General features: G+C 59.8%; 13 protein-coding genes and 2 pseudogenes. 6 read left to right on the top strand and 9 right to left on the bottom strand.

Translation table 11 applies throughout. The annotated features are described in order from the left end of the window. Positions 1-272: 272 nt before the first annotated feature. A complete protein-coding gene (locus tag PP4_RS23180; protein WP_016501554.1) occupies positions 273-686 on the bottom strand; it encodes a hypothetical protein in 414 nt (137 codons plus the stop codon). 248 nt (positions 687-934) lie between these two features. Between PP4_RS23180 and PP4_RS23185 the strand changes: the two genes are divergently transcribed. The 3 genes from PP4_RS23185 to PP4_RS23195 all read left to right on the top strand — a co-directional run bounded on the left by PP4_RS23185 (position 935) and on the right by PP4_RS23195 (position 7,405). After that, entirely contained in the window at positions 935-4,765 is a 3,831-nt protein-coding gene (locus PP4_RS23185; protein WP_016501555.1) for a sensor domain-containing protein, read from the top strand. Positions 4,766-4,950: 185 nt separating this feature from the next. Beyond that, on the top strand, positions 4,951-6,204 hold the full coding sequence (gene glyA / locus PP4_RS23190; protein WP_016501556.1) for a serine hydroxymethyltransferase: 1,254 nt from the start codon (positions 4,951-4,953) through the stop codon (positions 6,202-6,204). Between the two features lie 244 nt (positions 6,205-6,448). Then, on the top strand, positions 6,449-7,405 hold the full coding sequence (locus PP4_RS23195; RefSeq protein ID WP_016501557.1) for an arsenic resistance protein: 957 nt from the start codon (positions 6,449-6,451) through the stop codon (positions 7,403-7,405). Between the two features lie 4 nt (positions 7,406-7,409). Here the strand turns inward: PP4_RS23195 and PP4_RS23200 are convergent, their stop codons facing one another. From PP4_RS23200 to PP4_RS23225, 5 genes and pseudogenes are all read right to left on the bottom strand, one after another. Continuing rightward, on the bottom strand, positions 7,410-9,383 hold the full coding sequence (locus PP4_RS23200) for a BCCT family transporter (protein ID WP_016501558.1): 1,974 nt from the start codon (positions 9,381-9,383) through the stop codon (positions 7,410-7,412). Positions 9,384-9,893: 510 nt separating this feature from the next. Then, positions 9,894-10,145 (bottom strand): annotated as a pseudogene (locus tag PP4_RS23210) (type VI secretion system tube protein Hcp); the annotation flags it as partial. A 118-nt stretch (positions 10,146-10,263) separates the two neighbouring features. Next, positions 10,264-11,193, bottom strand: a complete 930-nt coding sequence (locus PP4_RS23215) for a malate dehydrogenase (protein ID WP_016501561.1) — start codon at positions 11,191-11,193, stop codon at positions 10,264-10,266. A gap of 146 nt (positions 11,194-11,339) precedes the next feature. Next, entirely contained in the window at positions 11,340-11,888 is a 549-nt protein-coding gene (locus tag PP4_RS23220) for a hypothetical protein (RefSeq protein ID WP_016501562.1), read from the bottom strand. A gap of 46 nt (positions 11,889-11,934) precedes the next feature. Then, positions 11,935-12,303: a hypothetical protein gene (locus PP4_RS23225; RefSeq protein WP_016501563.1), complete on the bottom strand. Its 369-nt coding sequence runs from the start codon at positions 12,301-12,303 to the stop codon at positions 11,935-11,937. A gap of 53 nt (positions 12,304-12,356) precedes the next feature. Between PP4_RS23225 and PP4_RS23230 the strand changes: the two genes are divergently transcribed. Next, complete coding sequence (locus PP4_RS23230) at positions 12,357-13,511, top strand: helix-turn-helix transcriptional regulator (protein WP_229609723.1); 1,155 nt, start codon at positions 12,357-12,359, stop codon at positions 13,509-13,511. A 39-nt stretch (positions 13,512-13,550) separates the two neighbouring features. Here PP4_RS23230 and PP4_RS23235 read toward each other — a convergent pair whose 3' ends face one another. The 3 genes and pseudogenes from PP4_RS23235 to PP4_RS23245 form a co-directional block, all read right to left on the bottom strand. Beyond that, the gene (locus PP4_RS23235; RefSeq protein WP_016501565.1) at positions 13,551-13,793 is read right to left on the bottom strand and encodes a hypothetical protein; all 243 of its coding nucleotides are present in this window, start codon (positions 13,791-13,793) and stop codon (positions 13,551-13,553) included. Positions 13,794-14,165: 372 nt separating this feature from the next. Further along, positions 14,166-14,393, bottom strand: coding sequence for a hypothetical protein (locus tag PP4_RS23240; RefSeq protein ID WP_016501566.1), 228 nt, complete (start codon positions 14,391-14,393; stop codon positions 14,166-14,168). Positions 14,394-15,194: 801 nt separating this feature from the next. Beyond that, positions 15,195-15,416 (bottom strand): annotated as a pseudogene (locus tag PP4_RS23245) (IS5/IS1182 family transposase); the annotation flags it as partial. A 535-nt stretch (positions 15,417-15,951) separates the two neighbouring features. Between PP4_RS23245 and PP4_RS28275 the strand changes: the two are divergent. Both PP4_RS28275 and PP4_RS28280 read left to right on the top strand, forming a co-directional pair. Then, the gene (locus PP4_RS28275) at positions 15,952-16,239 is read left to right on the top strand and encodes a hypothetical protein (protein WP_016501568.1); all 288 of its coding nucleotides are present in this window, start codon (positions 15,952-15,954) and stop codon (positions 16,237-16,239) included. A gap of 60 nt (positions 16,240-16,299) precedes the next feature. Next, positions 16,300-16,611, top strand: a complete 312-nt coding sequence (locus PP4_RS28280; RefSeq protein ID WP_016501569.1) for a hypothetical protein — start codon at positions 16,300-16,302, stop codon at positions 16,609-16,611. Positions 16,612-16,673: the final 62 nt, after the last annotated feature.

Below are 16,673 nucleotides of genomic sequence, written 5' to 3' on the forward strand. Positions count from 1 at the left end.
GATAGGTAAAGACATCGACGATCGCCCAGGCAGCATGGCCAGGGGGATGCGTGTTCGGGTGTCATTGGACAAAGACGACCATTCTACGCCAACGCGCGGCGTTGCATAGGAGGGGCCGAGGGTGGGGGGATCCCAGAGAAGATGCTATTGCCTGTACCGGCCTCTTCGCGGGCACGCCTGCTCCCACAGGTTCACCACAGGGCCTGAGCAATCCGTGATCCCTGTGGGAGCGGGCGTGCCCGCGAAATGGCCGGCACAGCAGCCGAGAGGGCTCAGACGTGACGCTGTTTGGCCTTGCCCCGCGGCAACCGGCAACGGTCGCCCTGCCCGGCCAGGCGCGCGGCCCAGGCGGACTTCACGCTGAAGCCGCCGCTGCGGGCAGGTTGCTGCTCGGCAACGTTGGCCACATTGGCCGGCTTGGCAGCCGCAGGCGCAGTACTGACCACCTTGGCAGCAGGCTTGACTGCCGCCTCTGCCGGCGTTGGCGCTGCTGCCGCCTTGGCGGTCTTGCGCAGTTCAGCCAGCGAGGGCGCTTTGCTCTTGGCGCTGGCGACAGCGTCAGGTTTGACCAGCGAGCGCTGGCAAGACTTGCAGGATACGTCCTCGGTCACGGCAGTGCTGACAAGGGTCTGACTGCTGCGCCCACAGGCGGAATCGAGGCCATTGGAGGAAAAGTGAGTAACCAAAACCGAACATCTCCGATGCGTTGTCATGTATAGCGGGCGCTATTCTCGCACAGGTTGCAGGGGCTTGCCGAACCACCGGGCCGGCACCATCGGTCAACATGGCTGGCACTTTGCCATAATCCTAGGCATGCTAGCCGGTTTCAGGTGTCCGGCCTTATAGTGCGCCACCGTTGTGCGTCAACCAGACACCGGCACACACCGTGCATGATCCTTCCCTGCCATCGCCAGCCCAATCGCAGGATCAACGCTTGACCAACCTTAATCATCCGTCGACATTGCGTACCGCGCCACAGGCGCCCGCCGCCACCCTGCGCGGGTCGGTCAAGGGTGCGCTGGCGATGCTTGCCTTGATACTGCTGGGCCTGTTGCTGTGGCAGCTTTTCGCCCAGTTCAACCACACCCAGGCCGACCTGCGCAAACAAAGCCTGGACGCCACTGCGGAACTCGCCGACCACCTGGGCCTGAACATGGCGTTCAAGGCGCAGCAGGCAGTAAATGTGGTACAGCCTTACGTCAATGCGCCGACGCCCGCCGCCCTGCCGAGCCTGGTGGATACCTTGCGCGAGCGCCTGCCCGCCTTGCAGAGCGTGGCCTGGCTGGACAGCGCCGGGCAACTGCGCGCCGACAGCCTGGCCGGCAGCCCGGACCGCCAGTTGCTTGACGAGTTGCTGACGCTGAACCAGGGCCGCCCCTACTTCTTCACCAATTCAGCCGACAACCGCACCCTCTACCTGCTGCTGCGCCAGTCCACCGAGCAGGACCGTGGCTACTGGCTGCTGCGCCTGTCGCCGGACTACTACAGCACCCTCACCGTCCACCTCGATGGCGCCGGCCACCCCCTGTGGCTGCTGGAAAACAGCCGCAGCGGCGAGGTACTGCAACGCCACGCGCCGGCCGACACCGGCAGCGAGCCGCTGCAGAGCGTGATGCTGGCCTTTATCGACAACAGCACCTGGCAACTGCGCGGCCTGTTCGACGCTCAGCTGACCCAGCAGAAACTGCTGCCTGCACTGATCGGCAAATGCCTGCTGGTGCTGTTCTGCGCCCTGCTGCCAGTGCTGGCCCTGATCAACATGCGCCGCCGCCAGCGCGCGCTGCAGGAGGACCGCCGGCGCTACCAGGAAATTTTCGAAGGCACCGGCGTGGCCTTGTGTGTACTCGACCTGTCCAGCCTGCCCGGCCAGCTCGACCGCTACCACCTGCGCAACCGCGCTGCGCTCAAACATAGCCTGGCCCTGGACTCGAACCTGCGCCGCTCGCTGCTGCTGGAGCTGAAAATCACCGAGGTCAACCAGGTTGCCCGCCAGCTGCTGAACATCAACTGCCACGAAGGTGCCTGGCAGCGGCTGATCGACGGCACGGGTGATGGCCGCGACAGCATCGGCATGCAACTGATCGACGCGCTGATCGAACACCGCCCGCTGCTGGAGCTGGAAGTACGCCTGCCGGCGCCGCTGGGCGGTGAGCTGCACCTGTGGCTGATGGCACGGCTGCCGCAGCAGCGCGGCGACTACCAGGCGGTGATCCTCAGCATCAGCGACATCACCAGCCGCAAGCAGGTGGAGCTGTCGTTGCTGGAGCGCGAAAGCTTCTGGTCGGACGTGGTGCGCACCGTCCCCGACCAGTTGTACGTGCAGGACGTGCTCAGCCAGCGGATGATCTTCAGCAACCGCCACCTTGGCCAGACCCTGGGTTACGACCGCACCGAGCTCGCGCAAATGGGCGACCGCTTCTGGGAGCTGCTGCTGCACCCCGAAGATGCCGCGCACTTCCAGGCCCTGCGCCAGCAGCAGCGCGACAACGGCCATGACCAGCCGCTACACTGCCAGTTGCGCTTCCGCCACCGTGATGGCGGCTGGCGCTGCTATGACATCCGCGAGCAGGTGCTGACCCGTGACGCCGAAGGCCTGGTAACGCGCATCATCGGCGTGGGCAAGGACGTGACGGTGCAGATAGAGGCCAGCCAGTCGCTGCGCGACAGCGAACAGCGCTACCGCATGCTCGCCGAAAGCATCAGCGACGTGATCTTCTCCACCGACAGCCTGCTCAAGCTCAACTACGTCAGCCCTTCGGTGCAGAGCGTGCTGGGCTACCAGGCGGACTGGATCTTCGCCAACGGCTGGCAGTCGATCATTGCCAACCCGGCCCAGCTCACCGGCATCTACAGCCTGATGGAGCGCGTCAGCAAGGCCATGGGCGACCCGGTCCAGCTGGCCCAACTGCGCAGCCAGCTGCCGACCCAGCTGTTCCTGTTCGACTGCCTGCGTGGCGATGGCCGCAAGATCCCCATCGAACTGCGCCTGGTGCTGGTGTGGGACGATGACCAGCGCTTTGAAGGCGTGCTTGGGGTGGGCCGTGACATCAGCCAGCAACGCCGTGCGGAAAAAGACCTGCGCATGGCCGCGACGGTATTCGAGCATTCCACTTCGGCCATTCTCATCACCGACCCGGCTGGTTATATCGTGCAGGCCAACGAGGCGTTCAGCCGCGTCAGTGGTTATGCCGTGAGTGAAGTGCTCGACCAGTTGCCGGGCATGCTCACCGTCGACGAACAGCAGGAAGGCCACCTGCGCTATGTGGTCAAGCAGTTGCACCAGCGCGGCAGCTGGGAGGGCGAGGTGTGGCTCAAGCGCCGTGACGGCGACCACTACCCGGCCTGGGTCGGCATTACTGCGGTACTGGACGACGAAGGCGACCTGGCCAGCTACGTGTGCTTCTTCACCGACATCAGCGAGCGCAAGGCCAGCGAACAGCGCATCCACCGCCTGGCGTACTACGACGCCCTCACCCACCTGCCCAACCGCACGCTGTTCCAGGACCGCCTGTACAACGCGCTGCAGCAGGCCGAGCGGCAGAAGGGGTGGGTGGTGCTGATGTTCCTCGACCTCGACCGCTTCAAGCCGATCAACGACTCCCTCGGCCATGCCGCTGGCGACCGCATGCTCAAGGACATGGCCCTGCGCCTGCTGGCCTGCGTGGATGATGACGACACCGTGGCACGCATGGGCGGCGACGAGTTCACCCTGTTGCTGCAACCGCGCCCCAGCCGCGAACTGGCGCTGAACCGCGCCATTCACGTGGCAGAGAATATCCTCGGCAGCCTGGTGCGGCCGTTCGTGCTGGAAAACCGCGAGTTCTTCGTTACGGCCAGTATCGGCATCGCCCTCAGCCCGCAGGATGGCAGCGAGCTGAGCCAGCTGATGAAAAACGCCGACACTGCCATGTACCACGCCAAGGAACGCGGCAAGAACAACTTCCAGTTCTACCAGGCCGAGATGAACGCCAGCGCCCTGGAGCGCCTGGAGCTGGAAAGCGACCTGCGCCACGCCATGGAGCAGAACGAATTCATCCTCTACTACCAGCCGCAGTTCAGCGGCGACGGCAAGCGCCTGACCGGCGCCGAGGCGCTGCTGCGCTGGCGCCACCCGACCCGTGGCCTGGTGCCGCCGGGCGACTTCATCCCGGTGATCGAGGAGCTGGGCCTGGTGGTGGACGTGGGCGACTGGGTGTTGCGCGAAGCCAGCCGCCAGCTAAAGGCCTGGCACAAGGCCAAGGTGCGGGTGCCGAAGGTGTCGGTGAACATTTCGGCCCGGCAGTTCTCCGACGGCCAGCTGGGCACGCGGATTGCCAACATCCTTGAAGAAAGCGGCCTGCCGCCGGCCTGCCTGGAGCTGGAGCTGACCGAAAGTATCCTGATGCGCGAGGTGAACGAGGCGCTGCAGATTCTGGCCAGCCTGAAAAACCTCGGCCTGAGCATTGCGGTTGATGACTTCGGCACCGGCTACTCATCGCTCAACTACCTCAAGCAGTTCCCCATCGACGTACTGAAGATCGACCGCACCTTCGTCGACGGCCTGCCCGAAGGCGAGCAGGACGCGCAGATTGCCCGGGCGATCATCGCCATGGCCCACAGCCTCAACCTGGCGGTAATTGCAGAGGGCGTGGAAACCCACGAGCAGCTGGAGTTCCTGCGCGAGCATGGCTGCGACGAGGTGCAGGGCTACCTGTTCGGGCGGCCGATGCCAGCACATCAGTTCGAGGCGCAGTTCGCCAACGAAACCCTGTTCATGTTCCATTGATGCGGTACCTGCACTGGCCCCAAAAAATGGACCTGAGAGTCAGCTCCGGAACCCACTCAGCCCAGACACGGCGCGGGATGCAACATGAGCCCCATTGGTCCGCGACTTGATGCCACTTCATATGCCAGCCGCGAATCAATCGGTTAGAATGCCCACCCAAACTACCCCGATCCTTGAGGACCGCCATGTTCAGCCGTGATTTGACCATTGCCAAGTACGACGCCGAGCTCTTCGAAGCCATGCAGCAAGAAGCCCTGCGCCAGGAAGAGCGTATCGAGCTGATCGCTTCGGAAAACTACACCAGCCCGGCAGTCATGGAAGCTCAGGGCTCGGTCCTGACCAACAAGTACGCCGAAGGCTACCCAGGCAAGCGTTACTACGGTGGTTGCGAGTACGTCGACATCGTCGAGCAACTGGCCATCGACCGTGCCAAGGAACTGTTCGGCGCCGATTATGCCAACGTCCAGCCGCACGCTGGCTCCCAGGCCAACGCCGCTGTCTACCTGGCCCTGCTGTCGGCCGGTGACACCATCCTGGGCATGAGCCTGGCCCACGGTGGCCACCTGACCCACGGTGCTTCGGTAAGCTCGTCGGGCAAGCTGTACAACGCCATCCAGTACGGCATCGACGGCAACGGCCTGATCGACTACGACGAAGTCGAGCGCCTGGCTGTCGAGCACAAGCCGAAGATGATCGTTGCCGGCTTCTCGGCCTACTCGCAGGTCCTGGACTTCGCCCGCTTCCGCGCCATCGCCGACAAGGTCGGTGCCTACCTGTTCGTCGACATGGCCCACGTTGCCGGCCTGGTTGCCGCTGGCGTGTACCCGAACCCTGTTCCGTTCGCCGACGTGGTCACCACCACCACCCACAAGACCCTGCGCGGTCCACGTGGCGGCCTGATCCTGGCCCGTGCCAACGCCGACATCGAGAAGAAGCTGAACTCCGCTGTCTTCCCAGGCGCCCAAGGCGGCCCGCTGGAGCACGTCATCGCCGCCAAGGCCATCTGCTTCAAGGAAGCCCTGCAGCCTGAGTTCAAGGCTTACCAGCAGCAGGTGGTGAAAAACGCCCAGGCCATGGCCAGCGTATTCATCGAGCGTGGCTTCGACGTGGTGTCCGGTGGCACCCAGAACCACCTGTTCCTGCTGTCGCTGATCAAGCAGGAAATCTCCGGTAAGGACGCTGACGCCGCTTTGGGCAAAGCCTTCATCACCGTCAACAAGAACTCGGTACCGAACGACCCACGTTCGCCGTTCGTCACCTCGGGCCTGCGTTTCGGCACCCCAGCCGTCACCACCCGTGGTTTCAAGGAAGCCGAGTGCAAGGAACTGGCTGGCTGGATCTGCGACATCCTGGCTGACCTGAACAACGAAGCGGTGATCGACGCCGTACGTGAGAAGGTCAAGGCTATCTGCAAGAAGCTGCCGGTTTACGGCAACTGATTGGGCGCCAGCCTGAAGTGAAAAAGCCCGGCCCAGTGCCGGGCTTTTTCGTTTTCATGAACCAGGTTCGCTAACCTGTCGCGGTCCCTGTGGGAGCGGGTTTACCCGCGAAGAGGGCAACGAGGTGGATGGCACCGGCTACGCCGGTGTTCGCGGGTGAACCCGCTCCCACAGGTAATATGCTTGCCTTCACTACCTAGGCTCAATTCAAGTTGCTTCCACACCACCAACCACAGGCCACACCTTGACCAGAGAACAACTCGAGACCCACCAGATCCCGATCTACTTCGCTGCCGTGCTCGCAGCCGTTGCCTTCGGCTTGATGGCCAGCGACAGCGCGCGCCACCTGGAAGCCCTGGTCACCCCCGCCATTGCCGTGCTGATGTACGCGATGTTTCTGCAAATCCCTTTCCTCGACCTGCGCCATGGTCTGGGTAATCGCCGTTTCATGGGCGCCCTGCTGCTCGCCAACTTCATTCTTGTGCCGCTGTTGGTCTGGGCGATCACCCGTGGGCTGGTCGAGCACCCGGCGATCCTTGTCGGCGCACTGCTGGTACTGCTTACACCCTGCATCGACTACGTGGTGGTGTTCACCCACATCGGCAAAGGCGACTCGCGCCTGACCCTGGCCGCCACACCCGTGCTATTGCTGGTGCAATTGGCACTGCTGCCGATCTACCTGGCCCTGATGCTGGGAGACAGCAACAACGTGGCCATTTCCATCACGCCGTTCGTGGAAGCCTTCGTGCTGCTGATCGTGCTGCCCATGCTGCTTGCCGTGCTCACCAGCCTCGGTGCCCGCCGCTCGCGCACAGTCGCGGCCTGGAATGACGCCTGGGCGTGGTTGCCCGTGCCGGCGATGGCCTTGGTACTGGTGGTTGTGATCGCTTCGCAGATTGCCGTGGTGCTGCGTGATTTCGACCGCTTGCTGCCGGTGGTTCCGGTGTACATCGGCTTCATGCTGCTGGCGCCAGTGCTCGGGTTCATCGCGGCGCGGCTGCTGCGCCTGCCGGCCACCGAAGCGCGTTCGGTGATGTTCAGCGCATCGACCCGCAATTCGCTGGTGGTGCTGCCGCTGGCACTGGCCTTGCCAGAGCATACGCGCACCCTGGCGGCAGCTGCCGTGATCACGCAGACGCTGGTGGAACTGGTGTGCGAGCTGGTGTACGTGCGGGCCATACCTCGCCTGGCCCGCACGTAGGGGCTCAACTGACCACGTGCAGGTAGTGCAGGTGGCGCTCGTACTGGTCCAGGATGTCGCCAATCACATCTTCGCGGCTCCAGCCCATCACGTCGTAGTCCTGCCCGCCCTCACGCAGATACACCTCGGCGCGGAAATACTTGCGTGCATCGTTGTTATCGTCAGATTCGCGAATGACGAAGCTTGGGGTATTGTACGCACGCGGCCGAACTTCATATTTGAAGCGGCCCTCGCCCGCGTGGGAAAGCTCGAGCGTGACCCGGCCATCGTCGCGTTCCTCAACCGTAACCTCGTAACCTTGCTTGCGCAGCTCCTGGGCCACTTCCTCGCAGGCGGGCTTGACCACATCATTGATAAAGCGAGTAACGTGGGCCCTACGCGGCATCATGGCGATGTTGCGCAGGCGCCGTTGCCAGCCACCGTGATTCTGCCGGTGCTGGCGCTGGCCAGGCAGCGATTGGGTGCGCAGGCCGCGACGTGTGGCATCCAGGCCCAGGGCCTTGAACAGGCCCCAGATCGCCACCAGCAGGATTACCGCGAATGGCAAGGCACTGGCGATGGTGGCTGCCTGCAACGCTTTCAGGCCGTTGGCCAACAGCAAGGCAATGGCAACTGCGCCCATGGTCACCGACCAGAACACCCGCTGCCACAGCGGCGAGTGACCTTTGCCCGAGGAGGCAAGCATGTCTACCACCAGTGCCCCGGAGTCGGCGGAGGTGACAAAGAACACCACCACCATCAGCACCGCCACCAACGATACCGTTGTCGACCACGGGAAGTGTTCGAGAAACGCGAATAGCGCAAGCGAACTGTCCTGATCGACCACCGCCGCCAGCTCCCTCACACCCCCGTGCGGGATCATGTGAATGGCGGTGTCCCCGAACACAGTCATCCACAGCAGGGTAAAACCGGCCGGTACGAACAACACGCCGCAGACGAATTCGCGAATGGTGCGACCACGGGAAATACGCGCGATAAACAGCCCTACGAAAGGCGACCAGGACAGCCACCAGCCCCAGTACAGCAGGGTCCAACCCCCGATCCAGTCGGTGGGTTCGTAGGCGAACAGGTTGAATGTCTTGTTGACGATATCGGACAGGTACGCGCCGGTGTTCTGAACATAGGCCTGCAGCAGGAACACGGTCGGGCCCATCACCAGCACGAACAGCATCAATATCACTGCCAGGCCAAGGTTGAGCTCGGAGAGAATGCGAATGCCTTTATCCAGCCCGCTGGCCACCGACAGCGTGGCAAGGGCACAGGTGGCGGCGATGAGAACGACCTGCACAGTAGTGCTGACTGGCAAACCGAACAGCTGGTGCAGGCCGCTGTTGATCTGCAGCACGCCGTAGCCAAGCGACGTGGCCACGCCAAATACCGTCCCGAGAATGGCAAAGATATCCACAGCATGCCCGATCGGGCCGTAGATGCGCTCGCCGATCAAAGGATACAGAGCCGAACGCAGCGTCAACGGCAGCCCGTTGCGGAAACTGAAGTAAGCCAGGATCAGCGCGACGATGGCGTAGATGGCCCAGGCATGCAGGCCCCAGTGGAAGAACGTGATGTTCATGGCTTCACGGGCTGCTGCGATGGTATTTGGCTCACCGACCGGGGGGCTGATGAAATGCATCACAGGCTCGGCTACACCGAAGAACATCAGGCCGATACCCATGCCTGCCGAGAACAGCATGGCGAACCAGCTCTTGTTGGGGTAATCCGGTTCGCTGTGGTCCGGTCCCAGCTTGATATCGCCGTAACGGCTGACCGCCAGGAACACCACGCTGATCAGTACCAATGCCACGGTAAGGATGTAGAACCAGCTGGCGTTGGTGATGATCCATTGCTGCACGTGTTCGAACACACGCTGGGCGTGCTCCTGGAAAACAGTGGCGTACAGCACCAATAGCAGCACCAGAATGGCACTGGTAAAGAAAACGGGAGGGTTGATGGTGCTCCTGCGTTTTTGCTCTGCATTCATAGGCAGTATTGCTCGTGGTGTTCAGCGCTGCGCATCGTGAACGAGCGGTCAAGACTCGATCACCCTCGACGCGTGGTGAATGAGAGACGCCCAAACCTTACCGTCAGTTCAGGCATTTCCCAACAATAACCGCTGCGCTTTCCCGCCAGACCCGCGCTGAAAGTCAGCCCGGGTTACGTTTGAGCTCGGCAATGCGCTCCGGGCCGGTACCACAGCCGACGCGGTCGATGCCGCAGCAACCTTGGGTCGCGAGAGGTCTGCTCGTGCAAAGCTCGAGTCTGCCGGTTAGAACAACCCCCTGCGCACGAAGAGGCTCGGTATAGCCAGCACCATGGAGATCAAACCCGTACGCATAACCTTGCCCAGAAGGCCTGCATGTTGAAACGTGATTTAAAGACTCGTAGTACTCAGTGTATTTATGTGCGATGAAACACTGTACGACCATCGCCAGCATCATGGGTGCAAGAATCAGAATCGCAATTAGCCCAGGCTCAACTTCATTCACTCCGATACTTCCTTGAGATGCTGGCCCGAGCAGCTGGCTTCCAGCAGCTTGCAACTCGCGGTGTCGAGAAACTTGGTGAACGTGAAGTTGGTCAAGGTGGTACGTCCCGATGTTGCACCGCCGGAAGAGCTTGCGGTAGCCGACGTGCTTTGATTGACACCGAAGTTGTAGCCGTTGATCTCGATCCAGTTGGTGTACTGCTCATCCAGCGCTTCGCCAGCGTTATCGTCGATTTGGATGAAAGCGTCGAAAGCCATGCCTACCTCTCCTTGGTAATGGTGGGTCTGAACCCCAATGAACGGGTGTGACAGGTACGGAGGCAAAGTGTTCCCCCACTGCCCGAGCCGCCACACCCGATGCATGACGCTTCAAGCCCTACAACGCCTTCATCTCGGCAATATCTCGCGCCACCTGGTCTGCAGAGTGGTCGAACATCGCCTGCTCCTGCGCATCCAGCGGCAATTCGATAATCCGCGCAAGCCCCTTCTCTGCCAGTACGCAGGGCACACCCATGGCGATATCCGTTCGCCCATACTCGCCCTCAAGAATCGCCACCGCCGGCAAAATACGGTGCCGCCCATTGGCGATCGCATCGACCATCTGCGCAATGGCCACGCCCGGTGCATCGCAGGCGCTCCCCGTCTTCTTCAACCCCAGAATCTCACCGCCGCCCTTACGGGTGCGCTCGACAATCTGTTCGATCTGCTCGCTGGACAGGAAGTGCGACAGCGGCACCGAGCCGATCTGGCAGTAGCGCATCAGCGGCACCATGCTGTCGCCATGGCCGCCCAGCACCAGCGCGGTGATATCCCGGGCAGAAAACCCGGTTTGTTCGGCGATGAAACACTTCATGCGGGCGGTATCCAGCACCCCCGCTTGCCCGAACACCTTGTCCCGCCCAAGGCCGCTGACGCTCCAGGCGCGGTAGGTGAGCACGTCGACCGGGTTGGACACCACCAGCACCGTGGCTGCCGGCGCATGGTGCTTGATGTCGGCCATGATGCTGTCGAGGATTGGCAGGTTGATGCTCAATACATCCTGGCGCGACTGGCCGGGCTTGCGCGGCACGCCTGCGGTAATTACCACCAGCTCGGAGCCGTCCAGCATGTCGGCTTTGCCCCCGCCGTAAACCCGGGTATCGGAGCCTGATTCCACGGCTGCCTGCCACACGTCCAGCGCCTTGCCCTGCGCCAGCTCACCCTGCACGTCCATCAGCACCAGCTCACGGCACAACTCGTCCCGGGCGATGATCTGCGCCGCTGCCTCGCCGACCAAGCCGGCGCCCACGATTGTTAGCTTGTTCACCTGACACCTCCCAGCGGCGCGCGCCACCAGGAACACGCCTGCATATACAGAGAAGTATTGCCCGCCGAGGCGAAAAGGCCACCCAAAGGCTGATGGCCGGCAGCTGACGGGACACTGGCCTGCCCTGCCCGGGATCAAACGGTGTATTAACCGCGCATCTGCCAGAGGATGAAATCCACTTTCTTCAGGTCGGTCAGCTTGTTGTGCTCTGGGGTCAGTTGGTTGAACTGGTCAATCCAGCTGGCGCCCTGGCTCGATGCGAGGAAGGCCTGGTACCAGTCTTCCATCTTTGCGTAGCAGCCCTTGGCGTCCTCGATTTTTTTGCGCGAATAGTAGGCCGGCGCCTTCTGGTTGATGTTGCGCAGCACATGAATATCCCAGACCGGTTTGCCAGGGTTCAATGTCGCAACCAGCTTGCTGGAGAACGAAGGCTCGTAACGGCCGGTGGCTTCGTACATATGATCGAGCACATCGCCAAACGTAGGCTGCGCGCCCTTCATTTGCTGCATCAACTGGTAGTAGGCGCCATACCAGGAGCGTTCACGCCGCTGCACGCGGTAAAACCCGTTGTACATGCGCTGGAACACTGCGTCGGTCGAAACATCCACCGTTTCCACTTGGTCCATCAGGGCCAGGTATTTCTGGATGCCAGGCTTGGCGTTGATAATGGCAGAGGTCACATCAGTGCTGACCATAGTGTGTACTTCCTTGGTTGGCTGACAGTTGCCCGGTGACAGGCGCTTACTGGGTATCGGTTTGGCCACGTCGCGCTTGAGCGATCATGTCATCAAGTTGTTTGATCAGATCATCTGCGTCGATCTCTTGAAACGCTCCACAGGACGCAGCAATGATGCGTTCTGCAAACTGAGGGCTGTATTCCGGCGCTGCGCTGGCAGGGTCGTTCTGATCGATGCTCGTGTACCACCATTGGCCTTCTACTTCCTGGCCGTAAAGGCGGCCCTCTTCCTGGAGTGCGAACAGGGTCATCTGAATTTCAATTCCCGCCAGATGGGCACCCTGTGGCATTAGCCGCAGGAACAGTTCCGGAGCACTGATGCCGCCGGCCGCGTGTTGAACAATCAGTGCTTTCACCTTATCGATGTCGCTCATCGCGATGCCCTCTTTATCTCTGCTGCATCCTCGACGCAGGACGCGGGAATACCGTGATCAAGGTCGTTGCCTTGCCAACGAAGAACATCTTGAACTCCAATAGGGACACTTCTTGTCCGGATTCAAAAAAAATGATCAATCTTGCCCATCGCCGTGACTATCTGCGGCAAATCCTTCGTGCAGCGGGTAAGCCTCTCTCCACCGCAGACGTGCACGCGAAGCTGGTTGCATGGGTAGGGCGCCATGGGGATGCTGCTGATGACCAACGTGATAAAACCACCATCAGGGATTTGAAGGCGCTGGAGGAGCTGAACTACGTTCAGTCGCAAACGGACCCAGAAGATAAACGAGGGTTGCTCTGGTCTGCGGTGGGCCGAAGCCACTCGCTGGTGCTCTCACCTTCAGACGCCATGTCACTCTGGGCGGTTTTCCAGCATGCCGAACGGTTCGGCCTGCAATCAGCCACCGATGAGTTGAAGGGCTTGCGCGACTATACGGAACTGGTGATGCAGGACGGCTCGGTACGCAAGCTGAACTTCACCAAGCGTATTACTTCAGGGACGCGGTTTACCCAGCTACAGCCGGGCAAGTACAAAGCCCAACACCTCAAGCAGATACAGATGGCCATCCTCGATAACGAAGCCCTTGAGGTCTGGTACCGCCCGCGTAATGCCGACGGGGTCGAGTGTGTCTACCAGCTCAAACCACTGGGCCTGTCCCACCAGGATTCCAATATCTACCTGTCTGCCTATGTCACCGAAGAGCAGTGGCTGGGTAACGCACCCGCGCCCGACGAGCCACGAGGCAAGTACAGCAGCAACGGGCCCAATACACTGTGCGCGCTGATGCTGCACAGGATTACCAAGGTAGAGCCGGGCAAGCGGATTATCGACGACCCGGAGGGTTACGACATTCACGCAGACGAAGCCCAGACAGACCTGGTGACCATCCACTCCCCTGCGCAAAAAACCCGCCTTCGGCTTAGCCAGAACCTGTACAACCGCCTTGCTGAAAACCCGCTGGATAAAAACCAGAAGCTGCTGCCGGACGGCGACAAATGGCTGCTGACCTGCAAGGTTCGCGATACCCAGGGGCTACGGTTGTTCCTGATGGCAAATGCTGCCGACATCGAGGTGCTGGAGCCGCTTGCCTTGCGGGCGCACATTCATGAAATGCTTACCCTCGCCCTGAAGACTTACGAACAGTGAACAACACGGTTCCAAAAGCACCTTCCTCGTGCCGGCAAATCAACGGACCAAGGGACGAACCACAACAAACAGTACTACCAGGCCCACAAGCCCAGAAGCAACCAGCCACCCGGTCGAGGCCATTGCCTGGAAAAACCCCGGGAAGAAAGGAACCCTCCCAAGCTTGACCAGCGCCAGGCAAAGCCATGGCATCAGGAGGATGTAAAGCAGCGGGATATAAACGATCGCCTGAAGCACTAGCGTCAATCCGCCGGCCCAGTCATTCCAGTGATGGTTGGACATGGTGATTTCCTTATCTTGAACGTGACGGGGAATCGTCCGGCTCTTGGTACCCCATACCGCCGTTAGTACACAAGGCATGACCCCCATTTACCATGCCTGTAAAAATATCCCCAACCCGCCCCAAAGTGGTCATTTCCAGGAGCGGCCTTGTGTCGCGGAAGGGCTGCAAAGCAGCCCAGGTAATCCATACCTCCGCACCGAACACCGGGTGTACGGCAGTTGCCCTGCTCAACACCTAAAACCTGGCACCATCCCTGTGGGAGCGGGCGAGCCCGCGAACACGGGCGCAGCCCGTGCCATCCACCGTGATGCCTGCTAAACGGCTAGCCGGCCGCGCACTGCGCAGGAAGCGCCGATCAGCAAAGGCCCAGCCTAATCAGCCGTGGCCTGACCACTCTGCTCCATCACCTTCCCACACTGCTCACTGGCCAATCGACTGATGATCCGGATAGCTTGGTGAATGCCGGCTGTGTTGCGGAAGCTCAGTTGCGGGTTGTGTTCGCACTCCAGCATTTCGTCATGCTGGACCAGGGCCTCGCCTAGTAGTTCGAGAGTCCAGGCGTAGCTTTGGATGGTAGAGAGGCGTTCTTGATCAGTCATGGCGTGCCTCCGGTTGGGCGGAGACGGAGCTGGATTTGCTGACGGTGAAGTAGCCGGGGACTGTCGAGGTACGACGGTGGAGAACGAATGCGAGGATCCTGGATGGACTTGAGATGAGCATGCATGCGGTCCTTTTCGATTGAAGCACCACGCTAACCGTCGCCAAACGATTAGGGTGGCAGCTGTACGCAGGTTGGCGAACCGAGGAAAAGGAACTCGGCAGACCCGAAGGTCTCCCACGCACAGCCGCCATTACACGAAACTGCGGACGCAAAAAAAGCGCCTGCAATCGTGGTCGGGGGCGTCGATGCGCCTTTTCGGTCGGGTCGCCAAACCCGGTCGCGGAATTGGCCGCGACTGGAGTACGGTATCGCTGCGGGGGTTGCAATGCAAGGTTCAGGGCTATGCGAATGGCCGCTGAGTGTCGCAGGAAAAGTCAGGGAGCATGGCGTCTGATGTCACGCAGCAGGACCAAGTTCAGCAGACGGAGATCCTGATGAGAAAAAGCTGCATCAAACCTGCTGAACTGGTGCGGAGACAGACGGACGGTTGTTGGCCGTAAGGGCCCGGTTTTCGCGGGGCTGGAATTTGGTGGATTTTTTGATGTACCTCATAGGGTATCTATAAATAAATCAGCCACTCATGGCTTTCCGTGGAACCGAATCGGAAATTGCAGAGGATTCAGTGAGAACTACGACACCCGCTTCTAATGCTGGGTGAGGACCGGCAGAAAACACCCCTTTGCGATGCAAACAATCAGAACCGCTCGGGGATGTTGATGGAGCTAGGAGCGATTCAGTACTGAATCCGATTGAGGTAGATCTTCAGCAGAACTGCTGGGTTGTAAGTCAGGCGACCCGTTGCAGCTGAATCGACGCTCTCTAAGCCGAGTTCTACCGAATCGAATTCATAGACGAAAATGTCGACTACCCGAACTGGGCTTTCTTCGGCGTTATAATTATGTAGACACTTGAGCAGCAGTGTGACCTGCGTCCGAGCCTCACCCTCGATGAATCGCTTCATGATCGTTCCCACCACGATTTAGACGATTAGGAGGCTAGAGAACCGTAGATGTTTTCACACAGCCTGGCCCCATAGCAGATAAACGAAAAGAAACCGTTCTTCTGCTCCGTCTTGGAATAGGCTTGGTCGAGCTGCTATTAAGGAGCTATGCTTTGCAAGGCATTTTGATATCTCAATTAATAAGCATGGATTATCCTGATGAAAATCGTTTCACTCATGATCGCTGCAGTCCTTTCTTTCTCCTCAGTAGCTGCCTTCACGCACAGCGACGACACACTGACTCAAAGGGATGCCAAAACAGGCGAGCGCCACTGCCACTAAGATAATCTCCAGCACCTTGAGCGCTGGTGCTCTTGACTTCTAAATACGCCGACCGCAGATAAACAGTCAACGACTAAAGCGACTTGCGGATACACGTCGTAATTTCTATCGTAAAAATATGGAATCACGCCTGAGCGTAGATTATTATACGACAAAGCCAACCATAACACCTTGACGACGACCATTACTCACTAATCTTAATACGGAGAGTAGCATGAAAATGATTTCATACTGGAAAAATCACAAAGAAATACATGTCGATAATGGCTTGGTTCTTATTATTGGTTGGTACGATCACAAGAATAAAGATAATGGTGGAAGTAAGGCATTAGGGGTTCACTGGGGAGATTACCCACATTCCAGGGGGATATTAAGCCCTTGTGTAATACCGAAAGCCACTCGCAGCGCTATTCTTTCCGGGCTGTTGCATCAAGCCGTTTCCAGTGCAAATCTGAAGTTGGTGGAATCAATCACTGAAGCAATTGAGTTCTTCCATGCCTAGCCACCCCACTATTGCTTAGTACGTCATTAATTTAGTAAACGTTTGGCCAAGGAGGAATCCATGCCGTTTCGAGTAATTGAACTGACACAGGGAAATCTAAATAACAACCACCTTTACCTTTCCGGCATCATAGATTTATTCCCACCTGAATCCATTGGTGGAGCGAATGCAAGTAAGCTAGGTGTTCAACTAGAGATCCACTGCGGTATTACAGGACCGATACTCACTGACATTGCAGGTGACAAAAAGATTTTTAGAAAGCGGTCATGGGTGGGGGAATTTTTTCAGTCTCATACCCTGTCTGCTGGAAGCCGGATCATAATTGAAAGAACTGGGACCAATCGTTACCACATTTTCCCTGCGCGAGGGTAATACACAAACAGACCAATCGCGGTAACCAGTGGCTCAAGCCGCCGGGTCGATTCGACCAAGGG

Source organism: Pseudomonas putida NBRC 14164 (assembly GCF_000412675.1).
Classification (GTDB): Bacteria; Pseudomonadota; Gammaproteobacteria; order Pseudomonadales; family Pseudomonadaceae; genus Aquipseudomonas; species Aquipseudomonas putida.

Excerpts from the sequence above, each read along its gene's own strand:
- glyA (WP_016501556.1), top strand. The coding sequence starts at position 4,951 with ATGTTCAGCCGTGATTTGACCATTGCCAAGTACGACGCCGAGCTCTTC.
- PP4_RS23200 (WP_016501558.1), bottom strand. The coding sequence starts at position 9,383 with ATGAATGCAGAGCAAAAACGCAGGAGCACCATCAACCCTCCCGTTTTC.
- PP4_RS23220 (WP_016501562.1), bottom strand. The coding sequence starts at position 11,888 with ATGGTCAGCACTGATGTGACCTCTGCCATTATCAACGCCAAGCCTGGC.
- PP4_RS23225 (WP_016501563.1), bottom strand. The coding sequence starts at position 12,303 with ATGAGCGACATCGATAAGGTGAAAGCACTGATTGTTCAACACGCGGCC.
- PP4_RS23235 (WP_016501565.1), bottom strand. The coding sequence starts at position 13,793 with ATGTCCAACCATCACTGGAATGACTGGGCCGGCGGATTGACGCTAGTG.
- PP4_RS23240 (WP_016501566.1), bottom strand. The coding sequence starts at position 14,393 with ATGACTGATCAAGAACGCCTCTCTACCATCCAAAGCTACGCCTGGACT.
- PP4_RS28275 (WP_016501568.1), top strand. The coding sequence starts at position 15,952 with ATGAAAATGATTTCATACTGGAAAAATCACAAAGAAATACATGTCGAT.
- PP4_RS28280 (WP_016501569.1), top strand. The coding sequence starts at position 16,300 with ATGCCGTTTCGAGTAATTGAACTGACACAGGGAAATCTAAATAACAAC.